Genomic DNA, 14,838 nt, shown 5'->3' with positions numbered 1-14,838 from the left:
GGTCCTGCGGGACCTGCGCGGCTGACGAGAGCTGGCGGGTCGATCACCACCGCAAGGGAGGAGTCGTTTTGCTCTATCCATCATGTTTCTTCTTATACAGTGCCTTGCATTCATCTTCGAGGACTTGACGCTATCATGACTTACGCGATTGCGGATTCCCGCGTTCCAGCACTGCTTGAATTCCTGAATGTCTCTCCGACGCCCTGGCATGCCACGGCGACCATGGCGGCTCGCCTGGAGCGCGAAGGCTATCGCCGACTCGAGGAGACCGAAAGCTGGAAGTTGTCGCCCGGTGAACGGGCTTTCGTGACGCGCAATGATTCCTCGCTGATCGCCTTTCAGCTTCCTCGGGGTAATACGCAGCTCGAGGCAATACGGATGATCGGCGCGCACACGGATTCTCCTTGCCTGCGCCTGAAGCCCAATCCAGCCCAGCTCAGTCAGGGCTGGCTGACCCTGGGAATCGAAACCTATGGCGGCGTGCTGCTGAATACCTGGTTCGATCGCGATCTCGGGCTTGCAGGCCGTGTTCAGGTGCGTCACCAGGACGGCCGTCGCGAGAGTCTGCTGTTGACGGTGATGCGGCCGGTGGCCTGTGTTCCGAGCCTGGCGATTCACCTGGATCGTGACGTCAACAATGGGCGCGCCATCAATGCCCAGACGCAGATGTCCGCCGTGGTCATGCAGCTGGGCGAGGAGGCTGGCACTCCGGCTGAGGCCTTCCATGCACTGTTGATCGAGCTTCTGGAAGAGCAGCACGGCGTGCGTGTCGCGGAGGTCATCGACTTCGAGCTCGGGCTGCATGATCTGCAGCCGGCGGCCCAGGCCGGGCTCAAGGGCGAGCTGGTCGCCAGTGCACGCCTGGACAATCTGCTGTCCTGCTTCGTCGGCCTGGAAGCGTTGCTGGGGGCCGATGGCAGCCAGGGCGCGCTGTTCGTCGCCACGGATCACGAGGAAGTCGGCAGTGCCAGCGCCTGCGGTGCCCAGGGGCCTTTCCTGGCGGATGTGCTCAAGCGCATCAATCACTATGTGGGCTTGGACAACGAAGAAGGTTATCAGTGCCTCGTGCAGCGCTCCTTGATGATCTCCTGTGACAATGCGCATGCCGTCCACCCCAACTTCCCGGACAAGCATGATGCGGGTCATGGCCCGAAACTGAATGCGGGGCCGGTGATCAAGGTCAACGCCAATCAGCGTTATGCCACCAACAGCACCACGGCGGGTCTGTTCCGTGAGCTGTGCCGGGAGCAGGAGGTGCCGGTTCAGACGTTCGTCAGCCGTGCCGACATGGGTTGCGGCAGCACCATCGGGCCGATCACCGCCAGTGAAGTGGGGGTGCCGACCTTGGATGTCGGGCTGCCGCAGTGGGGCATGCACTCGATTCGTGAGACGTCCGGCAGTGCCGATGTGGCGATGCTGATCAAGGTGCTGGTGGCATTCTGCAATCGCGAGCGTCTGGACTGAGCAGAGTTGAACTGACAAGCACGGTGAAAAATTGAAACATTGAAAGAGGCGGCCTGCGGGCTGCCTCTTTCGGTTTCGGTTCCGGTTTCGGTTCCGGTTCCGGTTCCGGTGCCGATTGTCGGCGGGAGTCACGAGCATGAGCGCAGGCGATGCGAGGGAATGTGAATCCGACGCAACAAAAAAGGCCTGACTGCAAGCAGTCAGGCCTTTCGAATCTTGGTTGGTGGCTACACCCTGATTTGAACAGGGGACCCCATCATTATGAGTGATGTGCTCTAACCAGCTGAGCTATGTAGCCGTCCAACGGAGGCGAATATTACGGATTATCCGTGATGTTGTCAACGCATCAGCCTGAAAAAGTGGCAGGGAATTCATCAGGCTAGCAGCCGAGCTGCTCTGCGAGGTGGTCGGGGAGGGTATCGAGGAGCGTGCCGGGACGGGTCTCGTGCGAGATGGCTCGTGCGATGAGGTCGCCACTGGCGCAGGCCAGCGTGAAGCCCAGGCTGCCATGTCCGACGTTCAGCCACAGGTTGTCCGGTCTGCCCGCTTGCTGGGGGCGGCCCAGGATCGGAGGGCCCTTCGGCGTGCTGGGGCGCAGCCCGGCCCACGGAGTGGCTTGCGAGAAATCGCCGGCGTCGGGGAAGGTCTCACTAGCCAGCTGACGCAGGGCGGCAATGCGCTTCTCGTCCAGCGCAGGATGGAGGCTGTCAGATTCGCGGTGGCCGATATCCACCATGGCCGCGACGCGCAGCTGTCGGGACTTGCGTGTATCCAGATCGGCGTAGACCACCTTGCGCGCGGCATCCGTCACGCTGATGCGCGGGGCCGCTGTCTTTGGGGTGTCAGCTGGCAGTGGCAGCGTGAGGCTGTAGCCCTTGAGCGGTTGCAGAGATAGGCGGATGCCCAGCGGGCGGACCAGTTCGGTGGCGTGATTGCCGGCCGCGATGATCAGCGTATCGACGGCGTGGCGTTCGCGGCGGCCATCGGCGCGGGTGAGTTCGAGGTGCGCGATGCGCCCGTCGTGCGCGCTCAATGGAGCGACGCGGGTGCTGGCGAGGCGTGTATAGCGACCAGAGGCCTGCAGCTTGCGCTCCAGCGCCTGACAGAAGGCATGGCAATCCGCCGTCTCGTCCGAGGCGCTGAAGATTCCGCCCGACAGATGAGGCTGCTGGTGGATAAGTGAGGGCTCCAGTGCGATGCATTGACGTGCATCGAGCACCTGTTGGTCCTGAGGTGCGACGCGTGCGGCGGCGGCCTTGTCGAGCGCTGCGGAGTCGCGATGGATCACCAGCTTGCCGCGTTGCTGCCAGGCGAACTCCTCGAGTGCATCCTGAACTCGCCACTGAGTCATGATCTGTTGGCTGTGCAGTGCCAGGGCGAGCATCTGCGCTGCGCTTGCTCGATGCGTGCGCTGATTGCAGGCGGCCAGAAACTGCGTCATCCAGCGCCATTGCGAGGGGGCAAGCCGCGGGCGCAGCCGCAGCGGTGCCTCATTGCCTGCCAGCAACCACTTGATGGCCTGGAGGGGCACGCCGCTATCGGCCAGTGGCGCCACATAGCGGTAGCTCAACTGGCCGCCATTGGCGTGGCTGGTCTCGCGGGCGACCTCGACATGGGCATCGATCAGGGTCACGCAGTGTCCCGCTCGGACCAGTGCATGAGCGCTGCTCAGGCCGATCACGCCGCCTCCGATGATGGTCACATGACGTTGCATGGCAGGCTCCTGACGGTATGGGGGAGGCAGATGAGCATGCCTGTCCCGGGGCCGAGCGGCGAATGAAAGATCCTCGCTACGTCATAACCCTCGGTTATGGGGTAGGCTGTCGGCTGGACGTTGAGACAACACGACAGAATGTGGAGATCTTGCATGCGGCTCAGGGATCTGGAGGTCTTTCATGCGGTGTTGCAGGCCGGCAGCGTGACCGGCGCCGCTCGGCTGTTGCATGTTTCCCAGCCGGCCGCGAGCAAGGCGTTGCAGCAGGTGGAGCGGCAGTGGGGGATCGCGCTGTTCACCCGTAGCGCCGGACAGCTGGTGCCCACGGAGGAGGCGCGCAAGCTGGAGGCGGCAAGCCAGGGGATGCTGGGGCAGCTGGATGACGTCAAGCGGCTGGTAGAAGGCTTGCGTTCAGGTGAGGCGCAGTCTCTCAAGGTGGTGGCGACGCCGGCGATCGCCCAGCAGCTGTTGCCGCAGGCGCTGGGGCAATGGCGCCGGCGACATGCTCGAGTCAATTGCGAGCTGGCCACCCAGCACACCCGCGAGATCATCGATGCCCTGCTGCTGCATGAAGTCGATATCGCCTTCACCTTGAGTGCGCCGACGCATCCGGCACTGATGACTCGCGCACTGGCCCGCATGCCCCTGAAGGTATTGGCGCCAGCAGGGTACTGGGCACAGGAGTGTCAGCAGGCACCGATGACGGTGGCGGAGCTTGCCGGTCAGCGTCTGATCGCGCTGGGGGCGCATGATCCGCTGGCGCGACGTCTCGATGGCCTGCTGGCGAGCGAGATGCCGTCACCGTCTGAATCAGGTAACTCGAAAGCACCGTCATCTCCTCGCATCGTGACGCGCGTACAGACCTATCCGCTGGCAGCGGCACTGGTGCAGGCAGGGGAGGGGCTGGCCGTGGTCGATGCCTTGACGGCGCATACCGCCTGTCGGGAGCGTGGCCTGGACGCGCGGACATTGCCCCAGGCCGGCGAGCTGATGCTGAGTGCCGTGTGGCGTCGAGAGGCGGGGAGGGGGCGTCTGGCGCAGTCACTGGCGGACCAGTTGGCGACGCTGGCGGCACAATGGCTGCAGGGCTGTGTTCTTGATGATGGGGCATGACCCATGATGCAGAACGCAGAACGCCCCTGACCTCGTGGGAGATCAGGGGCGTTCCCTGCAGCATCAGGCGCTTTCAGGCTGGCTCACCAGGTACTGACTGCGCCCGAGGCCTCAGACATTGAAGCGGTAGTGCACCACGTCGCCATCCTTGAGGATGTAGTCCTTGCCTTCCAGGCGCCACTTGCCGGCATCCTTGGCGCCTTGCTCGCCCTTGTAGGCGATGAAGTCGTCATAGGAGATGACTTCGGCGCGGATGAAGCCCTTCTGGAAGTCGGTGTGGATGACGCCAGCGCCTTCCGGAGCGGTAGCGCCGATCTTGACGGTCCAGGCACGCACTTCCTTCACGCCAGCGGTGAAGTAGGTCTGCAGGCCCAGCAGTTCATAACCGGCGCGGATCACGCGATCCAGGCCTGGCTCTTCCATGCCCAGCTCGTCGAGGAACATCTCGCGTTCCTCTTCCTCCAGCTCGGCGATCTCGGCTTCGATCTTGTTGCACACCGGCACCACGCTGGCACCTTCATTGGCGGCGATGCCACGCACGATGTCGAGGTAGGGGTTGTTCTCGAAGCCTTCCTCGCTGACGTTGGCGATGTACATGGTCGGCTTGAGGGTCAGGAAGCCGAAGCCACGCAGGATCTTGAGGTCGTCATCGCTGAGACCGAAGCTGCGCAGCGGCTGGCCTTCGGCCAGGTGCGGCTGGATACGCTCCAGCACCGCCTTGGTGGCGATGGCTTCCTTGTCGCCGCCCTTGGCGACACGGGCCAGGCGCTGGATGCTGCGCTCGACGCTGTCGAGGTCGGCCAGGGCCAGCTCGATGTTGATGGTCTCGATATCGGCGGCCGGGTCAACGTGATTGGCGACGTGGATGACGTTGTCATCCTCGAAGCAGCGCACCACGTGGGCGATGGCATCGGTCTCGCGGATGTTGGCCAGGAACTTGTTGCCCAGACCTTCGCCCTTGGAGGCGCCGGCGACCAGACCTGCGATGTCGACGAATTCCATGGTGGTCGGAATCACCTTCTCCGGCTTGACGATCTCGGCCAGCGCATTCAGGCGAGGGTCAGGCATCGGCACGATACCGGTGTTCGGCTCGATGGTGCAGAAGGGGAAGTTCTCGGCGTCAATGCCCGACTTGGTCAGTGCATTGAAGAGAGTGGACTTGCCGACGTTCGGCAGGCCGACGATGCCGCAATTGAAACCCATGGCGCTAGATCCTGGTGTGACGTGTCGAATGGGGCGTGGCACTGATGACCATCTCGACCGGCAGGCCCGGAGTGCGAGGGCACGGGCCATGCGAGGAGACGAGGGGACAGGCACGGTGTGAAGTCAGGCGGGAAGTGTAAGGCCTCATGCCGCCGAGGTCATCCATTGGGCGCATGTCGCGCGACAAATGATGCCTTTTGCTGCTGATCGCGTGGCGAGACGCGCACACGCAAGCGAGGTGATGCGCTGAGCGAATCACCGAAATTCGGAGAGGAGTGATGCCGGGTGATGCAGAGGTTCAGTGCTTGAAGGAGTGCAGGCGATTCATGGCCCGTGCCCATTCGCCGCTGAGGGCATCCGGGAGGGTCATGACCACTTCGTCGATGGCGTCATCGATGGCCAGGCGTTCAGCCTTGCCGGGACGCCCGAGCACGAAGTTGGTCACCAGCTTGGCATTGCCGGGGTGGCCGATGCCGATGCGGGCACGATGGAACGACTTGTCATTGCCCAGTGCGCTGATGATGTCGCGAAGCCCGTTGTGCCCCCCGTGGCCGCCACCCTGCTTGTAGCGGGCGGTGCCGGGGTCGATGTCCAGTTCGTCGTGGGCGACGAGCAGTTCATCCGGGGCGAGCTTGTAGAAGTTGCACAATGCGGCCACGGCCTGACCGCTGCGATTCATGAACGTCGATGGGAACAGCAGATGCAGATCCTGACCGGCGAAGATGATCTTCGCGTACTGGCCATGGAACTTGCGTTCCGGACGCAACGTGGTGTGACCGTGGCGCGCAAGAGCGTCAAGGAGCCAGACGCCGGCGTTGTGACGGGTGTCTTCGTATTCGCTCCCCGGATTACCGAGGCCGATGATCGCTTTCACTCGTGACATGCGTGTCTGGCTCCCTGATCAGAAGGCTGCGTTATTCTGCAGCGGCTTCTTCGCCTTCAGCAGTATCTTCTGCGTCAGCAGAGATGTTCGGACGAGTGACGTTGACCACAGCGGTGTCGTGATCGGCACCGTGAGACAGGGCAACGGACTCGGCGCCTTCCGGCAGAGCGATGTCGGACAGGTGCAGGGTGTGGCCAACTTCCAGCTTGGACACGTCCAGCTCCAGGTATTCCGGCAGGGCTTCCGGCAGGCAGCTGATTTCGACGTCAGTTGCCAGGATGTGCAGGACGCCGTCCTGATCCTTGACGCCGACACAGGCTTCCTGACCAGTGATGTGCAGCGGCACGTTCATGGTCAGTTTGTGGGTCGGGTCGATGCGCAGGAAGTCAATGTGAGTCAGCAGCGGCTTGAACGGGTGACGCTGCAGGTCACGGATGACGACTTTCTCGGCCTTGCCAGCAACATTCAGGGTGATGATGGAGGAGTAGAACGCCTCATCGTCAACCGCCTTGTACAGGCTCGGCTTGTCGACCATGACCGGAGTCGGGGCCTTGTCGGCGCCGTAGACGATTCCCGGCACGAAGTCGTTCGTACGACGCAGGCGGCGGCTCGCACCTTTCCCCAGGTCTTCACGAACTTCAGCATTCAGTTTGAACAGTTTCATTTTGCAGATACCTCAAGGGTCTAATGAGAATCCGGCAGCCCCCGCGACCAGAGCGCTACCGGATCCATGAGGCCGGCCCGGAGATTTCCGGGCCGGCCGCTTGTCGGCAGATGACGGATCATCTGCCGGTGTCAGTGCCTCTTCCCCGAGCAGCGGCGAGCAGGGCCCGCCGACAGGACTCAGTGGAACATGGCGCTGACGGATTCTTCATTGCTGACGCGACGGATCGCCTCGGCGATCAGGCCAGCGACTGTCAGCTGGCGGATCTTGCCGGAACGACGTGCGGTGTCGGACAGCGGGATGGTGTCGGCCACCACCACTTCGTCGAGGACGGAGTTGGTGATGTTGTCGACCGCCGGGCCGGACAGGATCGCGTGGGACGCATAGGCCACGACGCGGTTGGCGCCATGATCCTTGAGTGCCTCGCCCGCCTTGCACAGGGTGCCGGCGGTGTCGATCATGTCATCGACCAGCACGCAGGTGCGGTCCTTGATATCACCGATGATGTTCATCACCTGGGCCTGGTTGGCCTGGGGACGACGCTTGTCGATGATGGCCAGCTCGCAGTTGAGCTGCTTGGCGATGGCACGGGCACGTACCACGCCGCCCACATCCGGGGAGACGACGATCAGGTTGTCATAGTTCTGACGTTCGATGTCATCGAGCAGGATCGGTGAGCCGTAGACGTTGTCCACCGGCACATCGAAGAAGCCCTGGATCTGGTCGGCATGCAGGTCCATGGTCATGACGCGATTCACGCCAGCCTTGACCATCATGTCCGCGACCACCTTTGCCGAGATCGGCACGCGAGCGGAGCGCACGCGGCGATCCTGACGGGCATAGCCGAAGTACGGCACGACCGCCGTGATGCGCGCCGCTGACGCACGACGCAACGCATCCACCATCAGGATCAGCTCCATCAGGTTGTCGTTGGTCGGTGCGCAGGTGGACTGCATGATGAAGACATCCTTGCCGCGGACGTTTTCGTTGATTTCTACCGCAATCTCGCCATCGCTGAACTGACCGACGGTTGCGTGGCCCAGGCGGGTATCGAGGGCTTCAGCTACCTTGCGGGCGAGAGCGGGATTGGCATTCCCCGCGAATACCATCAGTTTTGACACGCGCAGCCACCTTTGGAGTCTTGTGGGATCTCGGGAGTGGAGAATTCCGGGTTGACCGGGAACGGCCAGGATTGGCTGGGGTACCAGGATTCGAACCTGGGAATGTCGGTACCAGAAACCGGTGCCTTACCACTTGGCGATACCCCAGCAACGTTCACTTCAACCAGTTGCTGTGCTCAGGCCGAAGCCAGAGCGGCATGAAGAGGGGAGAGATTGCAACCACGTGCCATGAAGGCGTGCCACGTCGGGCGCTCGGATTCGAGTCGGCCCAGCACCTTGCTGGCCTGTCGTGCGTCATCGAACGCACAGAACACACAGGCGCCGGTGCCCGTCAGTCTGGCGGTGCCGAACTGGTCCAGCCAGTCCAGGGCGTCGGCGACTGCCGGGTACAAAGTGCGCACCACGACTTCGCAGTCGTTGCGCCCCCCCTGCAGTGCGCGCGCCATACTAATCGCGGGACTGGAACGTGTCAATTGCGGGTGGCCAAACACGGCGGGGGTCGCGACCTCGATGCCCGGGTGGATCACCACGAACCACGGGGTGTCCAGCGGGGCAGGTTCCAGTCGCTCACCGATGCCTTCGGCCCAGGCCGAAAAGCCGCGAACGAAGACCGGTACATCGGCCCCCAGAGTCAGTCCGAGCTCGGCCAGGGTGTCCAGGTCGAACTCAAGTTTCCAGAGGTGGTCCAGCGCCAGCAGCGTGGTGGCCGCATCACTGCTGCCACCGCCCAGGCCACCGCCCATCGGCAGCACCTTCTTCAGCCGGATATCGACACCGGGCAAGTCATTCGAGCTCGCGACCTGGCCGTGTGCGACGGCCGCTTCTCTCAGCAGGCGAGCGGCACGCATGATCAGGTTGGACTCCGCGGGCACGCCTTCGATGGCCGGGGCGAGGTGAATGGCAGCGTCATCACGCAGCGTGAAGTCCAGTCGGTCACCGTGATCCAGAAACTGGAACAGTGTCTGCAGTTCATGATAGCCATCGGCGCGCTGACCGGTGATATGCAGCATGCGGTTGAGCTTGGCCGGTGCCGGCAGAGAAAGTGTCGCGGTCATCGTGTCCGTCATGGATGAGCTGGCCGGAATGCTGGCCGTGGAGAAAGAAGAGAGCGTCGGGGGCACGCTTAGAGTGCCTGCCACTGATTGACGATCAGGGTGGCGGTCAGATCGCCGTAGTAGAGTTTCATCTTGCGCGGCAGCCACAGTCCTTCGGCGCGGGTCCAATCCTGATAGTCCACCTCCCAGCCATCCTGATAAAGGGTATCGGGGAAGCCGAGGGCGTCACTCTTCAGGTCGTGCTCGCCCTTGGCTGCCACTCCGCGGACCCAGTCATCCAGGGCCCCCAGCGGCAAGGACCAGCCCAGCTGCGAGAGCATCAGGCTTTCGGCGTCCGGTGCCTGGAAGTCGCCGTCGGACGAGGAGAGGCGCACGCCCTCGGCATCACGCACCAGGGTCGTGCGGCCAGCACCCAGTGGGCCGGTGATCAGCATGTGGTAGTCATCGCCCTCCTGCTGCCAGTCAAGATTGGCGCTGTGACCTTCCTCCGGCGTGCGAATGCCGACCTTGCCTGCCAGTTGCCAGTGCGTGAGCGAATCGATCCTGTCGCTCTGCTGCTGCCAGTCACCTTCATTGCGGGTCAGGTCACCGGCGTTGTCGCTGGCCATCTGACTGGCACAGCCGCTCAGGCCCAATGTCATGGCCAGCAGGACTGGCCCCATCAGACGGCGCAACATGGCGAGGGAAAGGTGGCGTGTCCGGGGAGAGGAGAGTGACGATAGGGGGAAAGAAGAGGAGGTCATGACGCGAAAGCCTTCCGGATGGCGGAATGAGAGTCGATGGGCAATCGATGGCGCCATCGGCGAGTCAGGATAATGGACTCGCCGATGGACAGAAAGTGCCGGGCTGTCCTGTCAGGGCGCATCCACGACCGGCCGCAGAGCCGGGATGCGCTGGAACAGGGCTTCCAGCTCGCTGGCCTCCTCGAAACGCTCGCTGAGCTCGATGGCCAGACTGCGTGCTTCATCCTGCTGCTCGAGTGACCACAGCACCTCGATGAGGTGTGCGCCTATCTCGGCATCCTGTTGCTGGGCCCAGGCCGCTTCCAGCGAGGGCAATGCCTGGGCGGCATCCCCGGTGAGGAAATACCCCCAGCCGAGGCTGTCGAGGATGGCAGGGTCGTTCGGCTTCAGCGCATGGGCGCGCTGAACCAGTTCGAGCGCTTCGGCGCGGCGGTCGGCATCCTCTACCAGCAGGGTGTAGCCCAGAGCGTTGTAGGCGCTGGCATTCTCGGGCTCCAGTGCAATGACCTGACGCAGGTCCTGCTCCATCTCCTCGAGACGCCCGTCATCGAGACGACGAATGCCGCGCAGGAACAGCAGGCTGGCCAGTTCGTTCTCCGTCACGGCAGCGCTTTCGCCGTCACCTTCGCTGCGTGCCCTGGTGAGTGTCTTCTGGCGAGCCTTGATGCTGCCGTCGAGCAGCTCGTCGGCGGCGGCGTAGTGTTCCTGGGCATCCAGCAGGTCGATCTCGAAGCTGAGCAATGTCATGGCGTGACGCGGATGACGCAGGCGCTCGACGGCAAGGAACTGGCGTGCCTCCTCGCTGCGATCATGCTCCACCAGCAGCTGCGCGGCGCGCGCGCGACTTGAGACGTAGCGCTCCCCATCCGGTACCTGTCGGTAATAGAGGATGGCGTTGTCGATCTCACCGCTGGCCTCTGCCGCCAGCCCGAGCAGGGCATAGGCGGCATCCGGGACCGGCGTGTCATCAAGCAACGGCAGCAGCAGACGACGAGCATCCTCGGGAGAGTCGGCGTCCAGATAGAGGCTGGCCAGTGCCAGACGCAGGCGCGGTGCGTTGGCATGGCGGCTGACAAGGTCATCAATGCGCAGGCGCGCGGCCTCGATGTCACCACCGGCAAGCTCGGTCTGGGCGGCGCTCAGGATCAAGCGGCTGTCATTCGGGGCGATGGCCAGGCCACGCTCGGCCGCCTGACGTGAGGCGCTCAGGCGGCCTGCGTCGCGCTCTATCTCGCTGCGTGCCAGCCACACTTCGGCCAGTTCGGGGAACTCGCCTTCCATCGCCATCAGGCGCCTGCGAGCGTCGGACTCATTTCCAAGCGCCGCTTCATAGAGCGCGGCGGCAATTCGCGGGCCCGGTTGCGCGGGATATTGCGCGACATGCTCCAGCAGCCGTGACAGCAGTGATTCCAGATCCGCGCCGGCATCGATGGACTGCTCCGCCAAGGTGGTCACGTTGCCGGTGCCGCCGGCGGTCTCTACCGCGAGGCGCTGCTCGAGCGCCGTCATCCAGTCGCCGCGCTCCACGGCCAGGCGGGCGCGGATGATGCCCGGCTCGGTCGCGGAATCATCCAGTTGTTGCCAGCGCTGGGCGGCACGCTCCAGCAGGGCAGGATTGTCGGCGTAGCGAGCGGCCAGCACGGCGCGCCGGGCCAGTTCCGGGTCATCGAAGCGGCGGCTGGCGGCCAGGTACCCATCGGCGGCGCTGGGGTAGTCGCCACGCTGGCCGGCAAGCTCCGCGCCCAGCAGCTGATTGAGACTGTTGGCATCCAGGCCGCTGGTGATGGGTGGGGCGGTATCCAGCGGGTCCGGCTGAGAGGCGAAGGGAGCCTGCGTGGCCGGCGACTGGCAGCCGGCCAGACCCAGCAGCACACTGGCCAGCAGGCAGCGTGTCCAGCGGCTGTCGGCCAGCCGTGCCGTGCCCGTCAGGCGCTCGGAAGGGCTCGCGTGGGCCGCCCCGCGAGGGGAGTGTTCAGCGGCAGTCGATACGTGCATGCAACCTCGCAGTCAGCGGTGGAAGGGTCTCGGCCAGTCGGCACGTTCCGGCCGGAGTCGCGCCCACGCCGTCATGAAATCCGTAAAAGGTGGCCTGGCAGCGTGTGCCTGCTGGAAATTCCGGCCCGACCTGCGCTCGGCCTCAGCAGTACACCCTGGGGATATTGATCGCTCCAGCATAACGGCTGAAGGCGGACGGGGATAGCATCGGCGGTGCCTGTCATGGAGGCAAGGGCAGCGCCTGTCCGCTCGGCGTTTCCCTGAATCAACATGGCGGACGGGAGGTGATAGCATCAGACTGCCAAGCCCATGGAAATTCCTCATCGCTGGCCGCGCCCTGCAGGCTCGCGTGATGTAGGCGCTGTGATAGAATGAGCACGCTAATTTTACGATTTCAGCCGCTTTGACAAACGAGATCTGCAAGCAGGTGGCCAGGTGCCGGCCCCTTCATTGCGGAGGTTTTCCAAGCGACAGCCGCCTGTCCTCGATGCGAGCCCTGCCGGCCAGACCCTGACGACTGACTGACTCCATGACCCTTCTTGCCCTTGGCATCAATCATCGCACCGCCGCCGTCGATGTCCGCGAGCGCGTTGCCTTCACGCCGACACAGCTCGAGGCTGCGCTGGCCGAGCTGAAGCGTCTGCCGGAAGTTTCCGAGGCGGCGGTGCTCTCGACCTGCAATCGCACGGAACTCTACTGTGTGACCGAGGACGGTGCGCGCTCGGTTCTCGCATGGTTGAGCCGATACCATGGCCTGCCGGCTGAAGAGCTTGAGCGCTGCAGCTATCAACATCTCGGTGAGGAGGCGGTCCGCCACCTGATTCGCGTGGCGGTCGGCCTGGACTCCATGGTGCTGGGCGAGCCGCAGATTCTCGGTCAGCTCAAGGATGCCTATCAGTTCGCCCGCGGTACCGTCGGTCTCGGGGGGGAACTGGAGCAGCTCTTCCAGCATATCTTCCAGGTCGCCAAGCAGGTGCGTACCGAGACGGGAATCGGTGAGAACCCCGTCTCGGTGGCCTATGCCGCGGTCAGCATGGCGAGTCATATCTTCGATGACTTCTCGCGAGCCAATGCACTGCTCATCGGGGCGGGAGACACCATCGAGCTGGTGGCGCGCCACCTCAAGGAAGCGGGCATCGCCAACCTGTGCATCGCCAACCGTACCGTGTCGCGCGCCCAGTCGCTGGCTGATGAGCTGGGCGGGACCGCCATCGGCTTGGAAGGCATTCCGCATGCCCTCGAGAATGCCGATATCGTGATAGCCTCCACCGCCGCTCAGCTGCCGATCCTCGGCAAGGGCATGGTGGAGCGTGCGCTCAAGAAACGCCGTTACAAGCCGGTCTTCATGGTCGATATCGCCGTGCCGCGCGATATCGAACCGCAGGTCGGGGATCTCGATGATGTCTTCCTTTATACCGTGGATGATCTGCAGGAAGTCATCGAGGAGAACCGTCGTCATCGCCAGCTGGCGGCTGCCCAGGCCGAAGAGCTGATCCGGCAGGGTGTCAGTGCCTGGCAGCACCGCAAGCGTGTGCGCAGTGGCGGAGAAGTCATCAAGCGTTATCGTAGCCACGGCGAGCAACTGCGTGCAGAGTGCGAGGCACAGGCGCTGGCCGAGCTTGATCAGGGCCGTGACCCGCAGGAAGTCGTGGCGCAACTGGCCCGTCAGTTGGCCAACCGCTTCATGCATCACCCGACCCTGGCGCTGCGTCAGGCGTCAGGCGACGATCGACAGGATATTCTTCAGACGGCGCAGGAGCTGCTGCTCGCGCCGGTTGATTCATCACAGGACCCTTCATGAAAGACAGCCTCATCACCAAGCTCGACACCTTCCATGACCGCTTCGAGGAGATCTCCGCCTTGCTGTCGGAGCCTGAAGTGATCGGGGATCAGGCCCGCTTCCGTGACCTGTCGCGGGAGTATGCCGAGCTTGAGCCATTGATCGAGGCATGGCAGCGCCATCGCGCCTTGAAGGAAGATCGCGAGGCCGCCCTCGGCATGTGCGATGACAGCGACGCCGAGATGCGCGAGATGGCACGTGAGGAAGTCCGCGAGAGCGATGCAGCGCTTGACGTGCTGGAGGCAGAGATCACCCAGCTGTTGATCCCGCGGGACCCGGATGATGGGGCCAACGTCTTCCTCGAAGTGCGTGCCGGCACCGGCGGTGATGAGGCGGCGCTGTTCGCGGGGGACCTGTTCAAGATGTATTCCCGCTACGCCGAGCTCAAGGGCTGGAAGGTCGAGACCGTCAGCGCAAGCCACGGTGAGCATGGTGGCTTCAAGGAAGTCATCGCCCGCGTCAAGGGCGAGGGGGTCTACTCGCGCCTCAAGTTCGAATCCGGTGCGCACCGCGTGCAGCGCGTGCCTGCCACGGAATCCCAGGGCCGCATCCATACGTCCGCCTGTACCGTGGCGGTGATGCCTGAGGCCGATGAGGTCGGGGACATCGACATCAATCCGGCCGACCTGCGAGTGGATACCTACCGCAGTTCCGGGGCCGGGGGGCAGCACGTCAACACCACCGATTCGGCGATTCGCATCACCCACCTGCCCACCGGTGTGGTCGTGGAGTGCCAGGACGAGCGCAGTCAGCACAAGAACCGTGCGCGCGCCATGTCGTTGCTGGCAGCGCGACTCAAGCAGGCCGCGGTGGACAGCCAGGCACAGGCGACTTCCGATGCCCGTCGCAAGCTGGTGGGCTCCGGTGATCGCTCCGAGCGCATCCGCACCTACAACTTCCCCCAGGGACGTCTGACCGATCACCGCATCAATCTGACGCTCTACAAGCTCAATGAAGTGATCGCCGGTCAGCTGGACGAGGTGATCGAGCCGCTGGTCGTCGAATATCAGGCAGACCAGCTGACGGCACTGCAGGAGCAATGA

Annotated in this window: 12 protein-coding genes and 2 tRNA genes; 4 read left to right on the top strand and 10 right to left on the bottom strand. The window is 63.7% G+C overall.

Annotated elements, in window-relative coordinates; genetic code table 11:
- Positions 1 to 135: 135 nt before the first annotated feature.
- Complete coding sequence (locus ACZYGA_RS06060; RefSeq protein ID WP_077371469.1) at positions 136 to 1,464, top strand: M18 family aminopeptidase; 1,329 nt, start codon at positions 136 to 138, stop codon at positions 1,462 to 1,464.
- A 221-nt stretch (positions 1,465 to 1,685) separates the two neighbouring features.
- Here ACZYGA_RS06060 and ACZYGA_RS06055 read toward each other — a convergent pair.
- Positions 1,686 to 1,762: transfer RNA gene (locus ACZYGA_RS06055), tRNA-Met, on the bottom strand.
- An 81-nt stretch (positions 1,763 to 1,843) separates the two neighbouring features.
- Complete coding sequence (locus ACZYGA_RS06050) at positions 1,844 to 3,178, bottom strand: FAD-dependent oxidoreductase (RefSeq protein ID WP_479398593.1); 1,335 nt, start codon at positions 3,176 to 3,178, stop codon at positions 1,844 to 1,846.
- A 153-nt stretch (positions 3,179 to 3,331) separates the two neighbouring features.
- Between ACZYGA_RS06050 and ACZYGA_RS06045 the strand changes: the two genes are divergently transcribed.
- A complete protein-coding gene (locus tag ACZYGA_RS06045; protein ID WP_479398591.1) occupies positions 3,332 to 4,291 on the top strand; it encodes a LysR family transcriptional regulator in 960 nt (319 codons plus the stop codon).
- A gap of 111 nt (positions 4,292 to 4,402) precedes the next feature.
- On the opposite strand, the gene ychF is transcribed toward ACZYGA_RS06045, so the two are convergent.
- From ychF to ACZYGA_RS06005, 8 genes are all read right to left on the bottom strand, one after another.
- Complete coding sequence (gene ychF, locus ACZYGA_RS06040) at positions 4,403 to 5,494, bottom strand: redox-regulated ATPase YchF (protein WP_077371478.1); 1,092 nt, start codon at positions 5,492 to 5,494, stop codon at positions 4,403 to 4,405.
- 298 nt (positions 5,495 to 5,792) lie between these two features.
- The gene (pth, locus tag ACZYGA_RS06035) at positions 5,793 to 6,377 is read right to left on the bottom strand and encodes an aminoacyl-tRNA hydrolase (RefSeq protein WP_084209246.1); all 585 of its coding nucleotides are present in this window, start codon (positions 6,375 to 6,377) and stop codon (positions 5,793 to 5,795) included.
- Between the two features lie 31 nt (positions 6,378 to 6,408).
- Positions 6,409 to 7,041, bottom strand: a complete 633-nt coding sequence (locus ACZYGA_RS06030; protein ID WP_077371484.1) for a 50S ribosomal protein L25/general stress protein Ctc — start codon at positions 7,039 to 7,041, stop codon at positions 6,409 to 6,411.
- A gap of 179 nt (positions 7,042 to 7,220) precedes the next feature.
- Positions 7,221 to 8,150 carry a ribose-phosphate pyrophosphokinase gene (locus ACZYGA_RS06025; protein ID WP_077371487.1) on the bottom strand — a complete coding sequence of 310 codons (930 nt, stop codon included), beginning with the start codon at positions 8,148 to 8,150 and terminating at the stop codon, positions 7,221 to 7,223.
- Between the two features lie 84 nt (positions 8,151 to 8,234).
- Positions 8,235 to 8,309: transfer RNA gene (locus ACZYGA_RS06020), tRNA-Gln, on the bottom strand.
- 29 nt (positions 8,310 to 8,338) lie between these two features.
- A complete protein-coding gene (ispE, locus tag ACZYGA_RS06015) occupies positions 8,339 to 9,217 on the bottom strand; it encodes a 4-(cytidine 5'-diphospho)-2-C-methyl-D-erythritol kinase (RefSeq protein ID WP_479398589.1) in 879 nt (292 codons plus the stop codon).
- A gap of 68 nt (positions 9,218 to 9,285) precedes the next feature.
- Positions 9,286 to 9,960, bottom strand: a complete 675-nt coding sequence (lolB, locus tag ACZYGA_RS06010) for a lipoprotein insertase outer membrane protein LolB (RefSeq protein ID WP_191236617.1) — start codon at positions 9,958 to 9,960, stop codon at positions 9,286 to 9,288.
- Positions 9,961 to 10,071: 111 nt separating this feature from the next.
- Positions 10,072 to 11,955 (bottom strand): tetratricopeptide repeat protein, encoded by a 1,884-nt coding sequence (locus ACZYGA_RS06005; protein WP_479398587.1) that lies wholly within the window; start codon positions 11,953 to 11,955, stop codon positions 10,072 to 10,074.
- A 529-nt stretch (positions 11,956 to 12,484) separates the two neighbouring features.
- Here ACZYGA_RS06005 and hemA point away from each other — a divergent pair.
- Both hemA and prfA read left to right on the top strand, forming a co-directional pair.
- Positions 12,485 to 13,756 (top strand): glutamyl-tRNA reductase, encoded by a 1,272-nt coding sequence (hemA, locus tag ACZYGA_RS06000; protein WP_084209244.1) that lies wholly within the window; start codon positions 12,485 to 12,487, stop codon positions 13,754 to 13,756.
- Entirely contained in the window at positions 13,753 to 14,838 is a 1,086-nt protein-coding gene (gene prfA, locus ACZYGA_RS05995) for a peptide chain release factor 1 (protein WP_077371499.1), read from the top strand. The genes hemA and prfA overlap by 4 nt, the downstream gene beginning before the upstream one ends.

The sequence above is a fragment of the Cobetia sp. BL01 genome (genome assembly GCF_056493605.1).
Note: the sequence above shows the minus strand (reverse complement) of the source record. Positions and strands in the feature narration are given on the sequence as shown.